The sequence below is a fragment of the Acinetobacter modestus genome, from assembly GCF_014636095.1.
GTDB classification, from domain to species: domain Bacteria; phylum Pseudomonadota; class Gammaproteobacteria; order Pseudomonadales; family Moraxellaceae; genus Acinetobacter; species Acinetobacter modestus.
In genome coordinates this window covers 1-18,626 of sequence record NZ_BMDV01000001.1, presented here as the reverse complement: position 1 = coordinate 18,626, position 18,626 = coordinate 1, and the positions used below count along the sequence as shown (strand labels likewise).

General features: G+C 35.4%; 19 protein-coding genes and 1 pseudogene. 12 read left to right on the top strand and 8 right to left on the bottom strand.

The window, feature by feature from the left end; genetic code table 11:
• Positions 1–63: 63 nt before the first annotated feature.
• The 4 genes and pseudogenes from IEV17_RS00095 to IEV17_RS00080 form a co-directional block, all read right to left on the bottom strand.
• Positions 64–960: pseudogene (locus IEV17_RS00095) on the bottom strand (ribonuclease D); the annotation flags it as partial.
• A 279-nt stretch (positions 961–1,239) separates the two neighbouring features.
• A complete protein-coding gene (gene recR / locus IEV17_RS00090; RefSeq protein WP_004662105.1) occupies positions 1,240–1,836 on the bottom strand; it encodes a recombination mediator RecR in 597 nt (198 codons plus the stop codon).
• A 66-nt stretch (positions 1,837–1,902) separates the two neighbouring features.
• Positions 1,903–2,232: a YbaB/EbfC family nucleoid-associated protein gene (locus IEV17_RS00085; protein ID WP_004662103.1), complete on the bottom strand. Its 330-nt coding sequence runs from the start codon at positions 2,230–2,232 to the stop codon at positions 1,903–1,905.
• Positions 2,233–2,244: 12 nt separating this feature from the next.
• Positions 2,245–3,432: an O-succinylhomoserine sulfhydrylase gene (locus tag IEV17_RS00080; RefSeq protein WP_004662102.1), complete on the bottom strand. Its 1,188-nt coding sequence runs from the start codon at positions 3,430–3,432 to the stop codon at positions 2,245–2,247.
• Between the two features lie 134 nt (positions 3,433–3,566).
• Here IEV17_RS00080 and IEV17_RS00075 point away from each other — a divergent pair, with 134 nt between their 5' ends.
• Both IEV17_RS00075 and IEV17_RS00070 read left to right on the top strand, forming a co-directional pair.
• Complete coding sequence (locus tag IEV17_RS00075) at positions 3,567–4,652, top strand: alpha/beta fold hydrolase (RefSeq protein ID WP_004662100.1); 1,086 nt, start codon at positions 3,567–3,569, stop codon at positions 4,650–4,652.
• Between the two features lie 3 nt (positions 4,653–4,655).
• Positions 4,656–5,528 (top strand): NAD(P)-dependent oxidoreductase, encoded by an 873-nt coding sequence (locus IEV17_RS00070; protein ID WP_004662099.1) that lies wholly within the window; start codon positions 4,656–4,658, stop codon positions 5,526–5,528.
• 134 nt (positions 5,529–5,662) lie between these two features.
• Here the strand turns inward: IEV17_RS00070 and IEV17_RS00065 are convergent, their stop codons facing one another.
• Positions 5,663–6,301 (bottom strand): hypothetical protein, encoded by a 639-nt coding sequence (locus IEV17_RS00065; RefSeq protein ID WP_004662098.1) that lies wholly within the window; start codon positions 6,299–6,301, stop codon positions 5,663–5,665.
• A 368-nt stretch (positions 6,302–6,669) separates the two neighbouring features.
• On the opposite strand from IEV17_RS00065, the gene IEV17_RS00060 reads away from it, so the two are divergent.
• From IEV17_RS00060 to IEV17_RS00045, 4 genes are all read left to right on the top strand, one after another.
• A complete protein-coding gene (locus IEV17_RS00060) occupies positions 6,670–7,620 on the top strand; it encodes a metal-dependent hydrolase (protein WP_034601368.1) in 951 nt (316 codons plus the stop codon).
• A gap of 321 nt (positions 7,621–7,941) precedes the next feature.
• Entirely contained in the window at positions 7,942–8,211 is a 270-nt protein-coding gene (locus IEV17_RS00055) for a YARHG domain-containing protein (protein ID WP_004662096.1), read from the top strand.
• Positions 8,212–8,298: 87 nt separating this feature from the next.
• Positions 8,299–8,712 carry an HIT family protein gene (locus IEV17_RS00050; protein WP_004662095.1) on the top strand — a complete coding sequence of 138 codons (414 nt, stop codon included), beginning with the start codon at positions 8,299–8,301 and terminating at the stop codon, positions 8,710–8,712.
• 252 nt (positions 8,713–8,964) lie between these two features.
• Entirely contained in the window at positions 8,965–10,131 is a 1,167-nt protein-coding gene (locus IEV17_RS00045; protein ID WP_004662092.1) for a porin, read from the top strand.
• A gap of 59 nt (positions 10,132–10,190) precedes the next feature.
• Here the strand turns inward: IEV17_RS00045 and IEV17_RS00040 are convergent, their stop codons facing one another.
• On the bottom strand, positions 10,191–10,811 hold the full coding sequence (locus IEV17_RS00040) for a YidB family protein (RefSeq protein ID WP_004662089.1): 621 nt from the start codon (positions 10,809–10,811) through the stop codon (positions 10,191–10,193).
• A 158-nt stretch (positions 10,812–10,969) separates the two neighbouring features.
• A complete protein-coding gene (locus tag IEV17_RS00035) occupies positions 10,970–11,431 on the bottom strand; it encodes a DUF6231 family protein (RefSeq protein WP_004662088.1) in 462 nt (153 codons plus the stop codon).
• 38 nt (positions 11,432–11,469) lie between these two features.
• Here IEV17_RS00035 and IEV17_RS00030 point away from each other — a divergent pair, with 38 nt between their 5' ends.
• Positions 11,470–12,339 (top strand): DUF2797 domain-containing protein, encoded by an 870-nt coding sequence (locus IEV17_RS00030; RefSeq protein WP_004662087.1) that lies wholly within the window; start codon positions 11,470–11,472, stop codon positions 12,337–12,339.
• Positions 12,340–12,376: 37 nt separating this feature from the next.
• On the opposite strand, the gene lpxB is transcribed toward IEV17_RS00030, so the two are convergent.
• Positions 12,377–13,555: a lipid-A-disaccharide synthase gene (lpxB, locus tag IEV17_RS00025; RefSeq protein ID WP_171062411.1), complete on the bottom strand. Its 1,179-nt coding sequence runs from the start codon at positions 13,553–13,555 to the stop codon at positions 12,377–12,379.
• A gap of 247 nt (positions 13,556–13,802) precedes the next feature.
• Here lpxB and IEV17_RS00020 point away from each other — a divergent pair, with 247 nt between their 5' ends.
• From IEV17_RS00020 to IEV17_RS00005, 5 genes are all read left to right on the top strand, one after another.
• Positions 13,803–14,096: a hypothetical protein gene (locus tag IEV17_RS00020; RefSeq protein WP_034601364.1), complete on the top strand. Its 294-nt coding sequence runs from the start codon at positions 13,803–13,805 to the stop codon at positions 14,094–14,096.
• A 2-nt stretch (positions 14,097–14,098) separates the two neighbouring features.
• Entirely contained in the window at positions 14,099–15,655 is a 1,557-nt protein-coding gene (locus IEV17_RS00015; protein WP_004662085.1) for a PepSY-associated TM helix domain-containing protein, read from the top strand.
• A complete protein-coding gene (locus IEV17_RS17080) occupies positions 15,652–15,939 on the top strand; it encodes a hypothetical protein (protein WP_004662084.1) in 288 nt (95 codons plus the stop codon). Before IEV17_RS00015 ends, IEV17_RS17080 begins: the two co-directional genes overlap by 4 nt.
• Positions 15,940–16,182: 243 nt before the next feature.
• A complete protein-coding gene (locus IEV17_RS00010; RefSeq protein ID WP_004662082.1) occupies positions 16,183–17,070 on the top strand; it encodes a sulfite exporter TauE/SafE family protein in 888 nt (295 codons plus the stop codon).
• A gap of 117 nt (positions 17,071–17,187) precedes the next feature.
• Complete coding sequence (locus IEV17_RS00005; RefSeq protein ID WP_004662080.1) at positions 17,188–18,279, top strand: 3-deoxy-7-phosphoheptulonate synthase; 1,092 nt, start codon at positions 17,188–17,190, stop codon at positions 18,277–18,279.
• The last annotated feature ends 347 nt before the right edge of the window (positions 18,280–18,626 follow it).

Sequence of the window (18,626 nt, the reverse complement as noted above, 5' to 3'; positions counted from 1 at the left end):
AACTAGGTACATTAACGAATGTTAACGCAACAGTCGTATTTCACAGCTGAACTATTTTACCTATTTAGAATTATTCTTCACTGGTCTTGCCATTCTTAATGGCCATTCATCTTCAGGCGGTAAAAATTTTAATAAATCCAATATGGTTTTGCCATGTTCACGTACAACGTTTGGACGAATATCTTTAACTTGTGCAAGTTGGAAATTATTACGTGGATTTTTTTCCACTAAATCTAGCATTGTTGTATTTTTGAGGACAAAACTACGCGGTTGATTCATGGCTTTGGTAATTTGTTCACGCCAAATACTGAGCTGCTGTAATTGCATTAACTCACGACGTGAATGACGATAATTACCAATATCGGTATATAGCTCTGTCAATGGAGTTTCTATCGCAATTTCTTTCGTTAAATTCTGACAATCTTCCAAAACATATTGATAAAGCCCTTTACGCTGTAAATCATGTTTTAATGTATCAGCGAGCTTTGTTAAATATAAGACATCATTTGCGGCATAATTAATTTGCTCTTGACTTAAAGGGCGTGCCAACCAATCTGAGCGAGTTTGATCTTTATCAATATCAATATTTAGGCATGTTTTTAATGCATTTTGATAGCTTACCTGAAGCCCATGACCAAGAAATGCCATTGCGATCTGCGTATCAAATACATTTTTTAATGGTTTTTGATCTGCATAATGATAAATTAAATCAATATCTTCGCCACAAGCATGAAAGATATTCTGCTGTGCAGTAAAAACTTTCTGCCAAAACTGCTCTAAATCAAGTGCTGCTCCATCTAGTAGAGCAATTTGACCATTACAATTAATCTGGCATACTCCAAGTTTTGGATATAAGGTATCAACCTTAATGAACTCAGTATCAAGTGCGTAGGTAGAACATTGTTCCATTTGAGTGAGGAGAACAGCAAGGTCTTTTTGCTGTTGAATGAACTGAAACATATTTACTCAAGTAAAATAATAAAAAACACTAGCAATACAACTGTAAAATTACAGTTTTTGCTGAAACGAAACTAAATTAAATCTACAAAGAATAATTTAATCACTATTCCACATGAAAAACATGAAATTACTCCTATTCCATTCACCAAAAACGAAAATCCTTTTCGTTTGCTCATAGTGCCATAAATTAAAACAAATATACCTAAAATAATGTTAGACAAAATGTAAAAGTGAATTATTTGTTTAAATTAATAGCATGAATTTACAATAAATATAAAACTATTTCATCTTCATACGATTGTGTACTGCTTGGCTTAATGTATGACTATCAACATACTCTAATTCGCCACCTTGTGGTACGCCTTGTGCGATCCTTGTCATGTGAATTGGCAAATGTTTCGTTGCCTCAACTAAGTAATGTGCTGTCGCTTGACCTTCCACGGTGGCGTTAGTTGCTAAAATCACTTCTTGAATCTGTCCTTGGCTTAATCGTTGAATCAAATATGGAATACCAATTTCTTCAGGACCTATTCCATCCAATGGAGACAAATGACCACCAAGTACATGATATTTGCCTCTAAAGCTTCCACTTTGTTCGATTGCCATGACATCAGCTGGAGATTCAACCACACAAAGCAATTGCTCATCTCTTTCTACAGACGCACAAATATCACAAATTTCATTTTCAGTTAATGAATGACAAATATGGCATTCGTGAATATAGCTCGAAGCCTCATGTAACGCATAAGATAATGCAAAAGCACCTTCACGATTTTTCATTAACAAATGCAATGCCATCCGCTGTGCAGATTTTGGACCAACGCTTGGTAAAATACGCAATGCTTGAACTAGCTGTTCAAATCGTTCACTAAACACAGATCAACTCTATTATTTATAAAAAAGATTCTCTAAGCCTCACAAAAAGACTTAGAGACTTTTGGCTTAGAATAAACCAGATAAACCCGGTGGTAAGCCCATACCTGAATTTGCACCTTGAAGCTTTTCTTCTGAAATAGCTTCGGCTTGACGTGCTGCATCATTCATCGCAGCAGCAATCAGATCTTCAATCATATCAGCTTCATCTTGTAATAAGTCTGGGCTAATTTCGATACGCTTAACGACATTACGGCAAGTCATAGTTACTTTAACCAAACCACCGCCAGCTTCAGCATGAACTTCAGTATTAGCAAGCTCTTCTTTGGCTTTTTTAAGATTTGATTCCATATCTTTTTGCATGCGCTGAGCTTGCTGCATGAGCATATTAATGTTCATAAGTTTCTCTCGTTAAATTAAATCTAAACCGCGTGATAAGTCGCGAATAATATCATTAATATCTTCTAAACCAACAGAGACACGAATTAAGCCTTCTTCAATTCCTGCAGCCTGTTTGGCTTCAGCCGACATTCTACCATGTGAGGTCGTTGCTGGATGTGTAATTGTTGACTTAACATCGCCTAAATTACTGGTAATCGATAAGAAGCGCGTATTATCAATAACCGTCCACGCACCTTCACGTTCGCCTCTTACGACAAAAGATACAACACCGCCAAAACCTTTTTGCTGTTTTTTGGCTAATTCATGTCCAGGATGATCTGTTAAACCAGCGTAATACACTTTTTCAACCTTTTCATGTTGGTGTAACCACTCCGCAAGTATTTGTGCATTTTCACAATGCGCTTTCATACGAATACTCAGAGTTTCTAAACCTTTCAAGAAAATCCATGCATTAAATGGGCTCATTGAATTACCCAACGTACGGATCACACCATTAACTTCTTCAAGTAAATCGTTTTTGCCAACAACTGCACCACCTAATGCACGCCCCTGACCATCAATATATTTTGTTGCTGAATAAAGCACTAAATCAGCACCGAACTTGATAGGTTGTTGCAATACTGGTGTACAAAAACAGTTATCTACAGCAAATAATGCGCCATTGGCATGAGCAATATCTGCAATTGCTTGCATATCACCAACCTGTGCTAAAGGATTAGAGGGTGTTTCAATAAAGAGAATACGTGTATTTGGACGAATCGCTTGTTTCCAGCCTTCAAGATCATCTAAATCGACAAAAGTCACTTCTACAGCAAATTTAGCAACATATTTTTCAAATAAAGCAATGATTGAACCGAATACTGCGCGAGAACAAATCACATGATCGCCAGCTTTTAAATATGCCATACACATAGCATGTACAGCCGCCATACCAGAACTTGTCGCAACTGCACGCTCTGCGCCATCTAATATTGCTAAACGTTTTTCAAAGGCTTGCACTGTTGGATTGGTATAACGTGAGTATGTATTTCCTGCGATTTGCCCAGAAAATTTTGCGGCAGCATCTGCGGCGCTTTCGCAAACAAAAGAAGATGTTAAAAAGATAGGTTCACTATGTTCCCCTTCAAAGGTACGATCATGCCCTGTGCGAATAGCCAGTGTTTCAAGTTGGTATTCTAAATCATCGCTTGGATTCATCGTTTTGTATGCCTTATGATCAGGTGTTTAAATATGCCAACATTTTGAGCGCCTAATGTATTTAAGGTCAAGGCGTAAGATGAAATTATCGCTTAGACTTCGTGCAATCTTGACTCATGATGAGACTTTCAAAGATGAAATCACTTGTAGAACAGCAAAAAATAAATTTTAAACATCTGGCTATGCGTGTCTTCGATGCAGATAGGCTTGTATTGTCACAATCGACACCTTATCAAGTGATTGCTGAATTTAAACAAACTCGTGTTCGTTTTTATGCTTCTGAAAACAAACGTTACAAAGAGCCATTGGTATTTACAGCTCCTCTTGCCATCAACATGGATATTTATGATCTATATCCATACCGCTCTTTGATTAAACATTTTCAAGAAAGTGGGTTTGATGTTTATCTAATTGACTGGGGTAAGTTGACTTACAAGAACTACCAAGTGAATTTCTTATCTTTTATCGATAAATTTATGCCACGTTGTATTGAAGCTATCCAAAAACATTCTAAATCTGAAAAAATCTCTTTGCATGGTTGGAGTATGGCTGGAATTTTTGTCACACTTTACACCGCTCGACACAAGCCAAATGCGGTTAAAAATTTAATTGTTTTAGGCAGTCCGATTGATAGTTATGCATCGGGTTATATCGGAAAATTATATAAAACACTGGCATATATTACGACTCGTAACCCAACCATCAAAGATTATGTCTATAACCGTTTACCTAAGTTGATGATTCATTCACCTGGTTTTTTAAACTCATTAGGTTTTAAATTGTTAGATCCTAAGGGCTGGATTGATGGCAATATTCAATTGCTCAAAAATCTTGATAACCTCAAACTGGTACAAGAAGATGCAACACTCAGCCATTTCTTAAATAATATGATTGATTACCCTGGGGGGATCAACCAAGACATGTTGTTTAATGTTTGGATGCAAAATCCATTAAAAAATGGTGCAATCACATTAAAGAATAAAACCATTGAGCTTAAAAACATTGAATGTTCATTGTTAGTTGGTGCAGGTAAAAGCGATCAACTTGTTACTTCTGAGGCAGCTTTTCCTTTAACACAGTTGACAAATAGTCAAGATGTCACGTTTACTTTGATACCTGGCGGGCACTTAGGTTTAATGTCTAGTCAAAACAGTTCAATTGAGTTCTGGCCAACACTGACAACTTGGTTATCAGAACGCTCAACTCCAATAAAAAGGTAAACTATGACTCAATCTGTTGCATTCATCGGTTTAGGTGCTATGGGCTATCGCATGGCTGCGCATTTACCCAAGTATTTCGAAAAAGTTTACGTTTGGAATCGTAACTTTGATAAAGCTAAGCAACATGCAACAGAATTTGGCACTTTAGCGGTTGAACTAGCTGAAGCTGTTCAAGCAGATGTTATCTTTTCTTGCTTGCCGACCAGTGATGACGTTGAAACATTAATTGATGGTGTAAACATTAAATCAGGTGCAATCTGGATCGATTGTACTAGTGGTGTTCCTGAGGCGGCGCGCCGTCTAGCAGAACAATTAAAAATACAAAATATCGATTTTCTCGATGCACCTGTTAGCGGACAAACCATTGGTGCAGAAAATGCAACACTTACGTTTATGGTTGGTGGAGATGTTAGTGCTTTTGAACGTGCTTATCCTGCGATGGCAGCAGTTGGAAAGCTCATTCAACACGTAGGTGAGTCGGGTGCAGGATTTGCCGTTAAAGCAATTAATAACATGTTACTGGCAGTCAATTTATGGTCGGTTGCAGAGGGATTTAGTACACTCAAAGCGCATGGTGTAAACCTAGATGCAGCTTTGAACTGTATTAATGCTTCTAGTGGCAAAAGCATGGTCACAGAAACTATATTTCCACAACGCGTTCTCAGCCGTGAATTCCCTGTAACTTTTGCATTGCCTTTGCTCGCAAAAGACACTGGTATTGCGTTGAATTTAGTGCATGAGGCAAAACTTCCAGCACCTATCCTCGCCTTAACCCAGAGTTTGATTCAAGCAGCAAACCTTACTGCAGAACCCAATAGCGACTTTTCTTCTGCTGTCAAAATGTATGAAGAATGGACCAAGATTACACTTAAATAATCAATAGCCGAAAATCTATGATTTTTAATAATTAAATCAAACGCTATTATTAATAATATCTAAAATAAAATATAAATTAAAAATCACTTTATTTATAATAAAGTGATTTTTATTAATTTAAAAACAAATTTCCATCAAGATAATGGGATTATTTCGCCTTGAGCTGGAGCAGTATCAGAACCTTTACCAGCAGTACCTTTATCTGCTAAAAACCTAAATTCAGCTGTTCCCTTTTCAGTTGAAATTGTACCACCAATTGTATATAACTGTAGGTCTCCACTGACTGAATAATCATTATGACGATTATCAACTTTAAAATCTAATTCAACATGAGATTGGCTTTTTGCTATTTCAAACATCTTTTCGATAATAGTTGAAATCTGACTATCACTTAAACCACTCTCTTGCATCTTTTTATAAGTCTTATCGTATGATGCAGATGCTCCAGCACTCCAAAATGACCAAATACTTAAATTAGCACTTGCATGAGTCTTTTCAAACTCTTCAATTTTAGTCTTTGTTGAAGCATTTACCATGCTTAAAACCATCTCATTTAGTTTTCTTACATCTTCTGATGTAATTGCCATAACACTGATTTTTGCTTTTATTGTACCTTTAGAATGAGCTGGTATCGTATAACTTAATCCTGTAAAGGAACCAGTTCCTTGAGCTTTCACACTAAAACCTGTTGAACTCGATGGATTATCTGAAGCAGTTAATGATAATGTTGAGCCTTCAGGGAATTGAATTGATATTTGTGATTCAGTTAACATTTTTTAATTATCCATATTATAATTAGGAGAAAGAAGTATAAATATTAATATGAAAAATAAAATACTTGAAATTTGGTATTTTACAATAAAATTAATTTAATCAACCTTAATAATTAAAAATCAATAATAAAATCAAAGTTAAATCAAAAATATATAAAATATAATTAGAGTTAATAATTTAAATTTGTATTTATTGTTAAAAAATTACGATTTGTTTAGAACAACTCACTAAATAAAATTATCTAATTTTTATCATTAAATCTAAAAATATAGAGTTTTTTGTCCCCAAACAACATGGTGATCTGTATTGCTGAATGCTAAAAATTGTTTAATCAACTTAATTAGTAACTATATATTGGGTAATGTGTATGATCATGGAAAATCATCAAATTAAAGCTAGAAAAGTGCATTTCGATTTTTCTGAATCATCAGTCTGTTGGATGCCTAATGACCCTTTATGTTCACACATCGCTAACGGTATAAATATGCTTCTTCCTGTGGGTGAATTTTGGTTTTGCAGAGTGTTTAACAAAGCCCTACCATATATTAAAGATCCGAAATTAAAAGATGATGTGACTGGATTTATTCGTCAAGAAGCTGCTCATGCCCGCGCACATGAAAAAGTACAAGACTTTCTTAAAGAAAATGGTTATGACATTCAAGATTCATTAAATCGTGCCCACCTAATTTTCAACGTTTTGTTAGGTGATAAACCTTTAGGTATTCCTTTTATAAAAGGTGAAAAACTTGATGAATATTGGTTGTTGTTCCGTGTAGGTGTAATTGCCGCCATTGAGCACTTTACAGGTACAATTGGACAGTGGACACTTGAAAGTAAATCTTGGGATAAAGCGGATCCTGCGATGAGTGATTTATTCCGTTGGCATCTTGCAGAAGAAGTTGAGCATCGTTGCGTAGCTTACGACCTATTTGAACATTTATTATCAAATAAACTTGGTTTTTATGTCTCACGCCAAGTCATTATGTTAGCGATTTTCCCGCTCTTTATTTATTTTCTAGCAGACTTTGCTCGTAATCTTGGAAAACAAGATCTAGATCATCAAGATATGCAGAAGTTGATGCGTCGAGGATTTTTTACTTTTATTCGGAAATTTGAAGAAACTGCAACGAAAACAGATCATCTACCTACCATAAAATACTTATTTAAAGCCGCTTTACGTTGGGTATCACCACACTTTAATCCTATTCATGAAGGGAATACAGAACAAGCCTTAGCCTATATAGCACACTCCCCAGCAGTAAATTTTTTTGAAAATGTAGCACAGCAAAAATCATTCAAAGTTTCTACATTTAGTTGACACAAAACGATGATATAGCGCCACTCCTCGGAGTGGTTTTTATTTATTTTAAATTTCAATAAGTTTGATAATTATAAGCTATACAATTTCTATATCATATTTTCTAAACTTATCGTTATATCTTCAAAAATTTGAATGCGAACTCACAACAACATCATTTTATGAATGAATTATGGATAAAAATTACACTCCAATAATACAGTTTCATTGAAATTTCATTGATAAACCGTATATTAGTAGTTGAACTTAAGTCAAATCGTGAAAATAGACATATTTTCTTAATTTATTTGAGTTCATGCCTTTTAACTAGAGGAATACCTCATGAATAAGTTTGCGGTTGCAGTTTTTGCTGGATTGGTAAGCCTTACAGGTTTTAACCTTCAAGCAGCTACACCAGAACAAGAATGTAAAAAGTTGCAAGATGACTATAACCTCATCTATGCATCTAAAGGATTTTGTTTTAAAGATGCAGATGCCAAGGCTAAATATGGTAATGAAAACTGCCATACAACAAAGCCTAAGTTTTCTGACAGAGAGCAACAACGCTTAGATGAAATTAAAGAGCGTCAAAAAGAATTAAATTGCAAATAAAAGCCTTATTTTTAAGTCTTAGCAGTTTATTTTCTATTTTTGTCTGAAAAGCAAAACTTCTCATCTCATTATATTAAAGGACTAATCATGGCGTACGATGACCAAAATATTTTTGCAAGAATCTTAAAAGGCGAACTACCTGCAATCAAAATCTATGAAGATGATCAGGTCCTCGCTTTTATGGATATTATGCCTCAAGCAGATGGTCATGCTTTAGTTATTCCTAAAACACCTGCTGTTACTTTGATGGATTTACCTGCTGATGCAGCAGCCTATACGATTCAAATTGTTCAAAAGATAGCTAAAGCAATTGAAACCGCTTTAGATGCTAAAGGGATCGTACTAATGCAACTTTCAGGAGTTGCTGCTGGGCAAACAGTTCCACATGTGCACTTCCATTTGATTCCTAGCTCAGTTCATGAACTTGGTCGTCATGCAGCACAAATGGGTGATCAGGAAAAGATTAAAGCCTTTGCTGAAAAGATTAAAGCAGTGCTGTAAGCAAAAAATTATCTAAATGATGGGGCTTTTCGCCCCATTTTTATTTATTAAATATATAAAAATCAATAACAAATATAATTATTACTAAATATGAATCGTCATCAAACTGTCATTTTTCTTTCACTTATCTGTCACAAAGTTTGCCGATACTGCATACAAGTCAGTGAGCTGTGTAACTTTATGTACACAAGCAAGCTTATAACAGTAACTAAGGCAACTGCCATTTACAAAAAGTGTTCTGGAGAAATCTCAATGAAAAAATTGCTTCTTGCTGCTACTGTAGCAACTTTAGCCATGAATGCAGCGCAAGCAGCACCAACATTGTATGGTAAGCTCAGTGTGACTTTGGAAAATATTGACAACAACGGCTTTAAAGATGAAAGCGTAACAAAAGTAAATTCAAACGCTTCACGTTTGGGTGTGAAAGGTGAAGAAAAATTGACTGATAACTTATCAGCAGTTTATTTAGCCGAATGGGAAATTGGGGCAGATGGCGATGGTGATGCTTTTAAAAACCGTAACCGTTTTGTCGGTATTAAATCTGCTGGTGTTGCAACATTAAAAGTTGGTCAACACGATTCTTACTTCAAAACTGCAGCTAATAATAACCAAGATATTTTTAACGATCACAATGAACTTGACATGACAGCAGTTTTAGCTGGTGAAGATCGCTTAAAGAATGTTATTGGTTTTGAGACTGATAAGAAATTACTTGGTGGTTTAGCATTTAACATCATGTTCCAGCAAGGTGAAAATGCAGCAACATCTGCAACTACAAAAACATCTACAACTTCAACAGCTGGCGTTACTAAAGAAACAACTGTAGTTACAAACTATGGTTTAAAAGATGCGCGTGATGGTTTTGGTGATGGTGTTTCAGCATCTTTAACGTATGAAAATAAAGATGTCGGTTTAGCTGCGGCAGTTGCTGCAAACCGTGCTGTAGCAACTAAATTTAGTGCACATAACTTAACTGGCGTTTATGCTGATGCCGTTCGTGTTACAGGCTCTTTAGACTTTACCCCAATTGGTGTTGATGGTTTGGTATTTGGCGCATTATGGCAAACAGCTAAGCCTACAGATGATGTTGTGGCTGTCATCACAACGACTAAAGAAACTGGGAAACCAGACACAGTCACTAATAATTCATTTAAAGGCTTAAAAGAAAATGCTTTTGGTGTAACGGCTGCATATATCATCCCTTCTACACCAGTAAAGTTAAAAGCAGAATATATCTCTGCTAAAACAGAAGCTGATGGGCGTGATGATCGTAAACAAGATCTTTATGGTTTAGGTGCAGATTACCAGATGAATAAACAAGCTCGTTTCTACGGTGTTGTTGCTCAACAAAAAATTGACTGGCAGAAAGACAACAACAAGAAAACTGTTATTGGTTTAGGTATGGAATATAACTTCTAATCAGAAGTTTATTTCAAATGTTAAATAAAAGGGCGTTTCGCCCTTTTATTTTTATATACTTATCTTTTTAAAAAACCACTCACCAAATTCAATATTTGTTGAATATCTTGATTTGCTTCTTGGGGATTGGTATTACTTCCTTGCGGAGTCAAAGAATCAATCACTTGAGGTAGTACAGAAGCAATCGCACTATAAATTTCTTGCTTTGGCGCTTGTGCTTGTTGAGCAACCTGTTCGATATCTTGATCATCAAACAAGCTTTGAATATTTTGGGTTGGAACATCTTGAGCATTTGCTTGTTGAGGATCGACCCAACTCTTTACCTGATTGGATAAACCTGTACTTTTTAGTTTATCTAATGCCCCTTGTAAGCCCCCCTGTTTTTGAATCCATGCAAGAATTAAAGGCAAAACGGCGATTAACAATGTTTGTGCTGTGTTACCACCTGCTGCATTACTGTGTGTTGAAGTATTACCACCACCTAATTGACCCAGTACAGAACCCAAAATTCCGCCTAGACCACCTTGTTGCTGGTTTTGGGTATTTTGTTGCTGTTGTCCACCAAGCTGTCCCAATACCGAACCTAAAATTCCGCCTAAACCACCACCCTGACCTGATTGTTGCTGACCGCCTAAAGCCTGTTTCGCTAAAATCTCTACGATATTTGTCAAATCTGTCATGGTTTTTATATTCCAGTTAGAATTATTTATTCGAAAAGCATACGCTGATTTTCAGTATGAAAACAAAGTTAAAGTGTTAAAATTTGCAAGAACATTTCATCAGCTTATTATTATTTTATAACTGCGGCTTAATCAGAGCCGCAGTAAAGTCTAAGAAATCACCAACGAAATTTATTCCAATTTTCTGGATTTGCCCAAAATTTAGAGTTAAACCAATCAGGAACATGTTTATAAGTTAAAATATTGAATTGCCATAGAGCAAAATCACTATCATGAGTAGTTTTATCAATAAGTTGAGTAAAACCTAGTGAACGTAATAGCTTTTCATCATTTCGTTTACTAACAACAACAATCCTTTTTGCCATTAAGTCGCGTAACTTCACTAAAAGCTGTGCTTTATGTGTTTCAGTGATGTTTTGCATTTGCTCTGTATCAAATAATACAAAACCTAAATCATAACGTTGTGTAAATGGCAGATTTAAAAAGTCAGTTACGTTAAAATGATGCCATTGAATTTCAGCATTTTGATCAATTTGCTGACCGATACAAAGTGCAGTATGAATGGGCTGTTCTTTAGATAAATCGTCTAGCATAGAAGTGATGACATTTTGTTCAGCCATAACTGCAACCCTTGATTGAGAAAGATGAGAGTTTATTGATGGAACTACAAGGCATTTGTCACAAAATGCACGCAGCGCTCAAAACGCATAGTGTAACTGATCAACCAACCAGCAAGGCAAATGTTGAATATAAATTTATATTAGATCGTTCAGAAACTGATCTACCCTTCGTACTAGGTCAAGAATTAGAAATTGAATGGACTGGAAATATTTTTTGTACTTCGTGTGGTGCAAAGACTCCAAAATCATATTCACAAGGTCACTGTTTCAAGTGCTTCAAGACCAAAGCTGAATGTGATCTTTGTATTATGAAACCTGAGACTTGCCATTATCATCTTGGAACTTGTCGTGAAGATGAATTTGCACATAAGGTTTGTTTCCAACCTCATATTGTATATTTAGCTAATTCAAGCGCACTAAAAATTGGAATTACTCGTATCGTTAATATGCCAACTCGATGGTTAGATCAAGGTGCAACCCAAGCTTTACCCATTTTAAAAGTTGGTTCACGCCGCTTATCTGGTCATTTAGAAACTTTATTTGGTACACAAATTGCCGATAAGACGGATTGGCGTAAGCTCCTTAAAGGTGAAGCTGAACCATTGAATTTAATTGAGCAACGTGACCAGATTTTGGAAGAATTTGCACCAAAAATTCAAACGATTCGAGATGAGTTTAGCCAAAACTTAGAATTCAATGAAGAACTTGAATTTTTAGAACATGAATTGCCTAAAGAATTTATTTACCCAGTTGAACAATATCCAGAAAAAATTAAGTCCTTAAATTTGGATAAAACACCCAAAATTCGTGGTGTTTTACATGGCATTAAAGGGCAATATTTATTACTCGATATTGGTGTCATCAATATTCGTAAATACACAGGCTATGAAATGATTTTAAGAACGTAAATGATAAGGTGGCATTTGAAATGTCACCTTTTTTAACTTAATTTGTTTTTAAACAATTCAGAATTGCATCAACAGGATTTTCAGTATCTCCTGAGATTAATTGTTTGTGCATGCTTAGATGTTGCATCATCTGAATATGTGCTGTTTCATTATCCATTAATTTTTCAATTTCAGAAGCAAGGTGTTCTGGTGTTGCATCAGCTTGAATTAATTCTTGGATGACTTTTTTACCTGCAATGATATTAGGTAAAGAGTAGTATGGAATCTTAACGAGAAACTTAGCAATCATATAAGTTAACCAATGTAACTTATAAAAAGTCACCATTGGGCGATGTAATAACATTGCTTCAAGCGTCGCAGTTCCCGATGCTAGTGCGACAATATCACTCGCATTCATGACCATACGACCTATTTTAGATTCAGCATCGGTATTTTCTAAAATATAAATTTTTGATTTTAAAGTGACATCTAAATTTTGAATACCATGTTCAATTTGTTGTTTTCGAGCATCATTAATTGCTGGAATCAGAAACTCTAGTTCAGGATATTTCTTATGTAGTATTTCCGCAGCCCCAATTAACAAAGGCAATAGTCTGTCAATTTCACCTCTTCGACTTCCTGGTAATAAAGCAACGTGCATTTCATGTGCAGATAAGCCAAGCTGATGCTTTGCTTCTACAATTGGATTTTTTAAAGGTAATTGTTTGGCTAGTGGATGCCCAACAAAAGCTGCTGGAACATCGTAATTTTCATAAAATGTTTTTTCAAATGGGAATAAACACAACACTAAATCTATACTACGTTTAATACCATGTACCCGCCCTTGACGCCATGCCCAAACAGATGGACTTACGTATTGAACTGTTTTAATTGGTAAATTCTTTTCTTTTATTGTTTTAGAAAGACGTAAATTGAAATCAGGTGCATCAATTCCAATAAAAATATCCACTGGATGTTCAGTCCAACGTTCAACTAGACCATCACGTACAGCAAATAACTTCTTTATATCTTTCAAAACCTCCACAATGCCCATGACTGATAAAATTTCCATTGGATAATAACTATGGAAACCCTCAGCAATCATTTGTGGACCACCAATACCTTCAAATTCAGCATCAATTCCTTGTTCGCGAAAACTGCGCATGAGTTTCACTCCTAGAGTATCTCCAGAAACTTCTCCCACCACGATACCAATTTTTAGTTTTTGCTTTAACAAGACCAATGCCTCACTGAAATATTTGAATGATTCTAACAAAATGATTTTACATCGAATCATAATAAGCTATCCAAATTGTTCAAGATTGGTGAATATAATGTTTGATCTAAAATTCCATTTATTACTTTAAAAATTATCTTGATTAACGATAGTTAAATGATTGCGAGTTTATTTTCAGTTTATTTATATTAACAATAATCATTTTCATTTGATATTTATTCTCCTATTGGCTAGCTAAAAATCATTTATGGCAAAATCAACATCACTTACGCTCATCTATCGCCTAAGTATTTTTTACCGCTTTACCTTTAGCTTTATTGTTGGTTACGTCTGCATGATGTATTTGAGCTTATGTCTGACTGCATTATTTCTTCATTCATTCGCTAAAGCTGAAGCCATTTATTTGGCTGCCTTTGTTTCTATAATTTTTTATTTACTATTCATCATTGTTAGTTTCTGCACGAATTCTTTGTTAAAACTCACTTGGATTAGCTTAATTTTGGCAGGTACTTTATTCGGCTTATCTGTAGGTTTAAGTTAATAATGCAAAACAAAAGTGTACGCCAATCTATGGCATGGCTACATGCATGGACAGGTTTAATTTTTGGATGGCTTTTATTTGCCATTTTTCTGATGGGAACGAGTGCCTATTATCGTCATCAGATTAACTTATGGATGCAGCCACAACTATCGCAGTATCAAATTAATCAAGTAACGGCTATTCAAACAGCAACAGAATATTTAGAAAAAAATGCAGTTGATGCTAAATCTTGGTATGTCAAACTTGCGAACAAAGAAGAACCTGTCAATAAAATTTATTGGGAAAAAAGCATAGGTGGCTATGAAAGCCGAGACTTGGATGCAAATACTGGTCAAGAACTTAAACTTTCTGCAACACAAGGTGGTGACTTTTTTTATAATTTCCACTTTCAGCTGTACGGATTACCTGTCCTTATTGGACGCCTAATCGTTTGTATCGCAACTTTTATTATGTTGGTTGCATTGGTTTCGGGCATTATTACCCATAAAAAAATATTTACGGATTTCTTTACGTTGAGAACTTTTAAATCACAACGCTCTTGGCTCGATTTTCATAATGTTTGCTCTGTACTTGCTCTTCCCTTTTTCTTGACGATTACTTTTACTGGTTTAGCTATTTTCTTTTACTTATATTTACCGTGGGGTATGAAACAATTATATCCTGAAAAGCCATTTCAATATTTCACGGAGATCAGAACGATCTCGCAAACAACCAATATCGATTCTCCCCCAACCCAAACAGATATGCAGCCAATCACTGTATTATTAGATAAATTACCACAGCAATGGGAAAATGAAGAATTAGCAACGATTGAGGTTAAAAATCCAAATACCAATCAAGCAAAAATCACTTTTAAACAATTAGAAGATCATTCCATTACCTTAAATCAGACACAAATTACCTTAGATGGTACTGGAGAAATTTTAGGTAACACGAGAAATAATAGTGCAGTAGCAACCTTAAATGCAGGTGTTTATGGTCTACATATGGCTACATTTGCGCAACCACTACTACGATTTGCTTTCTTTTGTTCAGGAATACTAGGTTGTTTGATGATTGCGTCAGGACTACTACTATGGAGTCTGAAGCGCCAAATCCAAAATAAATCTGAGAAGTTTCATCTTGGTTTTTATTTAGTGGATCGTTTGAATGTTGCAACGTTTATTGGCTTACCAATCGCCATGCTAGGTTATCTTTTTTCAAATAGATTGATACATATTACTGAAACCACCCCAAATTATGAAATTTATACTTTTTTTAGTGTGTGGATGCTGAGCTTGATTGTAGCCCTACTCACCCTTAAACAATATTTATGGAAATCGCAAGTTTTATTCTTCGGTTTGATTGCAGTTGTTTTACCAATATATAACTTTGTATATCTCATCAATCATCGATTAATTTCGGACCTTTCAAGTTATTGGTTATTTCTGCGTGTTGATTTATTCCTGCTCATTTGCGCCGTATTCGCTATTTTTATTTTTAGACATATTCAACCTATTCAGGACAAGTCCATACAGAAAATTAAAACAAAGTTAGCGCAAAATAAGGTGAAGGCATGATTTTTTTGAGTCTAATTTTGATACTGATTGGGATGACCTTCTTATATAAATGTAGTTCTAAGCAAATCAGCAAAACGAAGCAACTATATCTCATTCGCTATAAAACTCTCTTCAAAATTTTTGCTTACCTCTGCTTTTTAATTGCGGGAAGCCTACTCTGTCTTGAATATGGAAACGCTATAGGATTTGTAAGTTGGTGGCTATTTGCGACACCAATTACATTTCTACTTGTGTTATGGGTTAATCAATTAAAACCTAACAAAAATAAAGTTTTAACAAAGTAGAAAATTTTTAAATCACTTTACTTTTCAATTAATTGTTTTACATCACTTTGATCAAGCTAAGATTTACTCGACGAACACATAGGGGAAAATTAATGAAACATGGCTGTGTAATTCAGTCAATTTTTATACCTTAATCGACATTCTTTAGCTTTTTTTTGCATAAGTAAATCACTATTCATCACAACGAGTTATCTAAAAAAAGCATAAGATATGCTGGTTTTTGCATATTTAGGCATATTGATTATGTTTGGTCCTGTTGAATTTATTCTAGCTGGGGTGTTGGTTGGTTTCTGTGTGGGAATCACTGGTGTTGGTGGCGGCTCATTAATGACCCCTATTTTGATTAGTTTATTCAAAATTGAACCTCATATTGCAATCGGTACAGACCTGTTATATGCCTCTATTTCTAAATTTTGCGGTTCAATGGTCCATGCTAAAAAACTAAATATTGTATGGCCAATTGTACTTTGGCTTGCACTTGGAAGTATTCCTGCATCTTTTGCAACATCTTGGGTTTTAGAACATTATTTAAGCCAATCAACGCATTATAAAGCTGTGCTGACTATGGTCTTAGGCTTTATGTTGACCTTGACAGGTATCTCGATTGTATTTCGTAGCCAAATTGAAAAGTTCTTTGATCGTTTCCGTAATCGTGAACAAGCAAATATGGAAAGTGAGCAACATGCCCTCCAGCATAAACGCTTATATATCGCAATCATGGGCATGGTTTTAGGTATTTTCGTTACCCTGTCTTCTGTAGGTGCTGGTGCTTTCGGGATTATGGCGCTCGTAATTATGTTTCCTAACTTACCGATGATTCGTATTATTGGTTCAGATGTCGTACATGCTGTCCTATTAACAGCTGTTGCTGGTTTGAGTCATATGTCTTCTGGTAATGTCGACTTTCATTTATTAATGTGGTTACTTGTTGGTTCTATTCCTGCAATCATTGTCGGAACTTTAATTAGTTCACGTATGCCAGAAAGACTTATTCGTAGAATCTTAGGTATTACATTATTTGCCCTTGGTGTTAACTTTATGGTTAATCCAGTTAAGGCAAAACCTAAACCAGTTGAAACCCATAAAGTTGCTGTTGTTCAACAAACAAGCCATTCATCTAGTATGGTTTAATTCTGAAAAAGCCGATTGTTTTCCGCAATTTTTGCGAATCGATAGTTAATCAATCGGCTTTTCATGCTATATTCGTAGACAAAATAACCTCTTCTTTCGATTGAATTTGTGACAGCAATGAATACTCTACAGTCAAATCCAGTTTCTCAGCCAGATATCGACGACGTTAATATTAAAAGCATTCAAACCTTAATTACCCCTGCGGAACTGAAAGCTGATCTTCCTTTATCTGAAGCTGCATCTCAAACTGTGTTACAAGGACGTGCAACTGTACGTAATATTTTAGACGGCAATGACAAACGTTTGTTTGTTGTGATTGGACCTTGTTCAATCCATGATGTTAAAGCTGCAAATGAATATGCTGATCGCTTAAAAGAATTAAGTGAAAAAGTAAAAGATACTTTATACCTTGTGATGCGCGTATATTTTGAAAAACCACGTACAACAGTCGGTTGGAAAGGTTTAATCAACGATCCAGATATGAATGACTCTTTCAATATTGAAAAAGGTTTACATATTGGTCGTGGTCTTTTACTTGAATTAAATGAAAAAGGTTTGCCATGTGCGACTGAAGCGCTTGATCCAAACTCACCACAATATTATCAAGATTTGATTTCTTGGTCTGCGATCGGCGCACGTACTACAGAAAGCCAAACACACCGTGAGATGTCTTCAGGCTTATCATCTCCTGTTGGTTTTAAAAACGGTACAGATGGTGGTTTAACGGTTGCAACCAATGCAATGCAATCGGTTAAGCACGGGCATAGCTTCCTCGGCTTAAATGAAAATGGTCAGGTTGCAATTATCAATACCAATGGTAATCCTTATGCACACGTTGTTTTACGTGGTGGTAATGGTAAACCAAACTATGATGCTTCATCAGTTGCTGATGCAGAGGCTGCTTTAGCTAAAGCAAAAGTAAGTAACAAAATCATGATTGATACCAGTCATGCGAACTCAAATAAAGACCCATACTTACAACCATTGGTTCTCAAAAACATCACAGAGCAAATTCTTGATGGTAATAAATCAATCGTAGGTATCATGGTTGAAAGTCACCTTAAAGGCGGTCGTCAGGATATTCCTGAAAACCTATGTGATCTGGTATATGGTCAATCTGTGACTGATGGTTGTATCGATTGGGATACAACAGAAAAAGCATTATTGGAAATGCATGAAGCATTAAAAGATGTTTTGCCAAATCGTTAATCTTTAAGTAGATTCAAAAACAGGCTCTCATGAGCCTGTTTTTATTTTTAAATTTTCCATTAAAGTTTCATGACTCACTAGATCTAAAACTACTTTTTCAATATTCGCCCTATTTACGTTTGGGATTACAATTAAATTTTGTTCTATAAAATATTGACTGGAATGCAAATCATCATTTATGGTTTGCATCAGACGAACAGGGTCGTAGAAAACTAATTCATAATTCTTATTTCTATACGTTAATAGGGGTCGTCTCAGGAAACGGAAAATATAGCACGCTAAGGATTTTCACTCCGACTTCTTTTAACGATATCCAACACGGTATTTTTGCTTAGATTGACCAGCCG

What these genes read in the sequence shown, in the direction of transcription:
- IEV17_RS00085 (WP_004662103.1), bottom strand. Translation starts at nt 2,232, where the DNA reads ATGAACATTAATATGCTCATGCAGCAAGCTCAGCGCATGCAAAAAGAT.
- IEV17_RS00065 (WP_004662098.1), bottom strand. Translation starts at nt 6,301, where the DNA reads ATGTTAACTGAATCACAAATATCAATTCAATTCCCTGAAGGCTCAACA.
- IEV17_RS00035 (WP_004662088.1), bottom strand. Translation starts at nt 11,431, where the DNA reads ATGGCTGAACAAAATGTCATCACTTCTATGCTAGACGATTTATCTAAA.
- IEV17_RS00010 (WP_004662082.1), top strand. Translation starts at nt 16,183, where the DNA reads ATGTTTGGTCCTGTTGAATTTATTCTAGCTGGGGTGTTGGTTGGTTTC.
- IEV17_RS00020 (WP_034601364.1), top strand. Translation starts at nt 13,803, where the DNA reads ATGGCAAAATCAACATCACTTACGCTCATCTATCGCCTAAGTATTTTT.
- IEV17_RS00050 (WP_004662095.1), top strand. Translation starts at nt 8,299, where the DNA reads ATGGCGTACGATGACCAAAATATTTTTGCAAGAATCTTAAAAGGCGAA.
- IEV17_RS00055 (WP_004662096.1), top strand. Translation starts at nt 7,942, where the DNA reads ATGAATAAGTTTGCGGTTGCAGTTTTTGCTGGATTGGTAAGCCTTACA.
- IEV17_RS00015 (WP_004662085.1), top strand. Translation starts at nt 14,099, where the DNA reads ATGCAAAACAAAAGTGTACGCCAATCTATGGCATGGCTACATGCATGG.
- IEV17_RS00070 (WP_004662099.1), top strand. Translation starts at nt 4,656, where the DNA reads ATGACTCAATCTGTTGCATTCATCGGTTTAGGTGCTATGGGCTATCGC.
- IEV17_RS00030 (WP_004662087.1), top strand. Translation starts at nt 11,470, where the DNA reads ATGGAACTACAAGGCATTTGTCACAAAATGCACGCAGCGCTCAAAACG.
- IEV17_RS00005 (WP_004662080.1), top strand. Translation starts at nt 17,188, where the DNA reads ATGAATACTCTACAGTCAAATCCAGTTTCTCAGCCAGATATCGACGAC.
- IEV17_RS00075 (WP_004662100.1), top strand. Translation starts at nt 3,567, where the DNA reads ATGAAATCACTTGTAGAACAGCAAAAAATAAATTTTAAACATCTGGCT.
- IEV17_RS00060 (WP_034601368.1), top strand. Translation starts at nt 6,670, where the DNA reads ATGATCATGGAAAATCATCAAATTAAAGCTAGAAAAGTGCATTTCGAT.
- IEV17_RS00040 (WP_004662089.1), bottom strand. Translation starts at nt 10,811, where the DNA reads ATGACAGATTTGACAAATATCGTAGAGATTTTAGCGAAACAGGCTTTA.
- IEV17_RS00045 (WP_004662092.1), top strand. Translation starts at nt 8,965, where the DNA reads ATGAAAAAATTGCTTCTTGCTGCTACTGTAGCAACTTTAGCCATGAAT.
- IEV17_RS17080 (WP_004662084.1), top strand. Translation starts at nt 15,652, where the DNA reads ATGATTTTTTTGAGTCTAATTTTGATACTGATTGGGATGACCTTCTTA.
- IEV17_RS00080 (WP_004662102.1), bottom strand. Translation starts at nt 3,432, where the DNA reads ATGAATCCAAGCGATGATTTAGAATACCAACTTGAAACACTGGCTATT.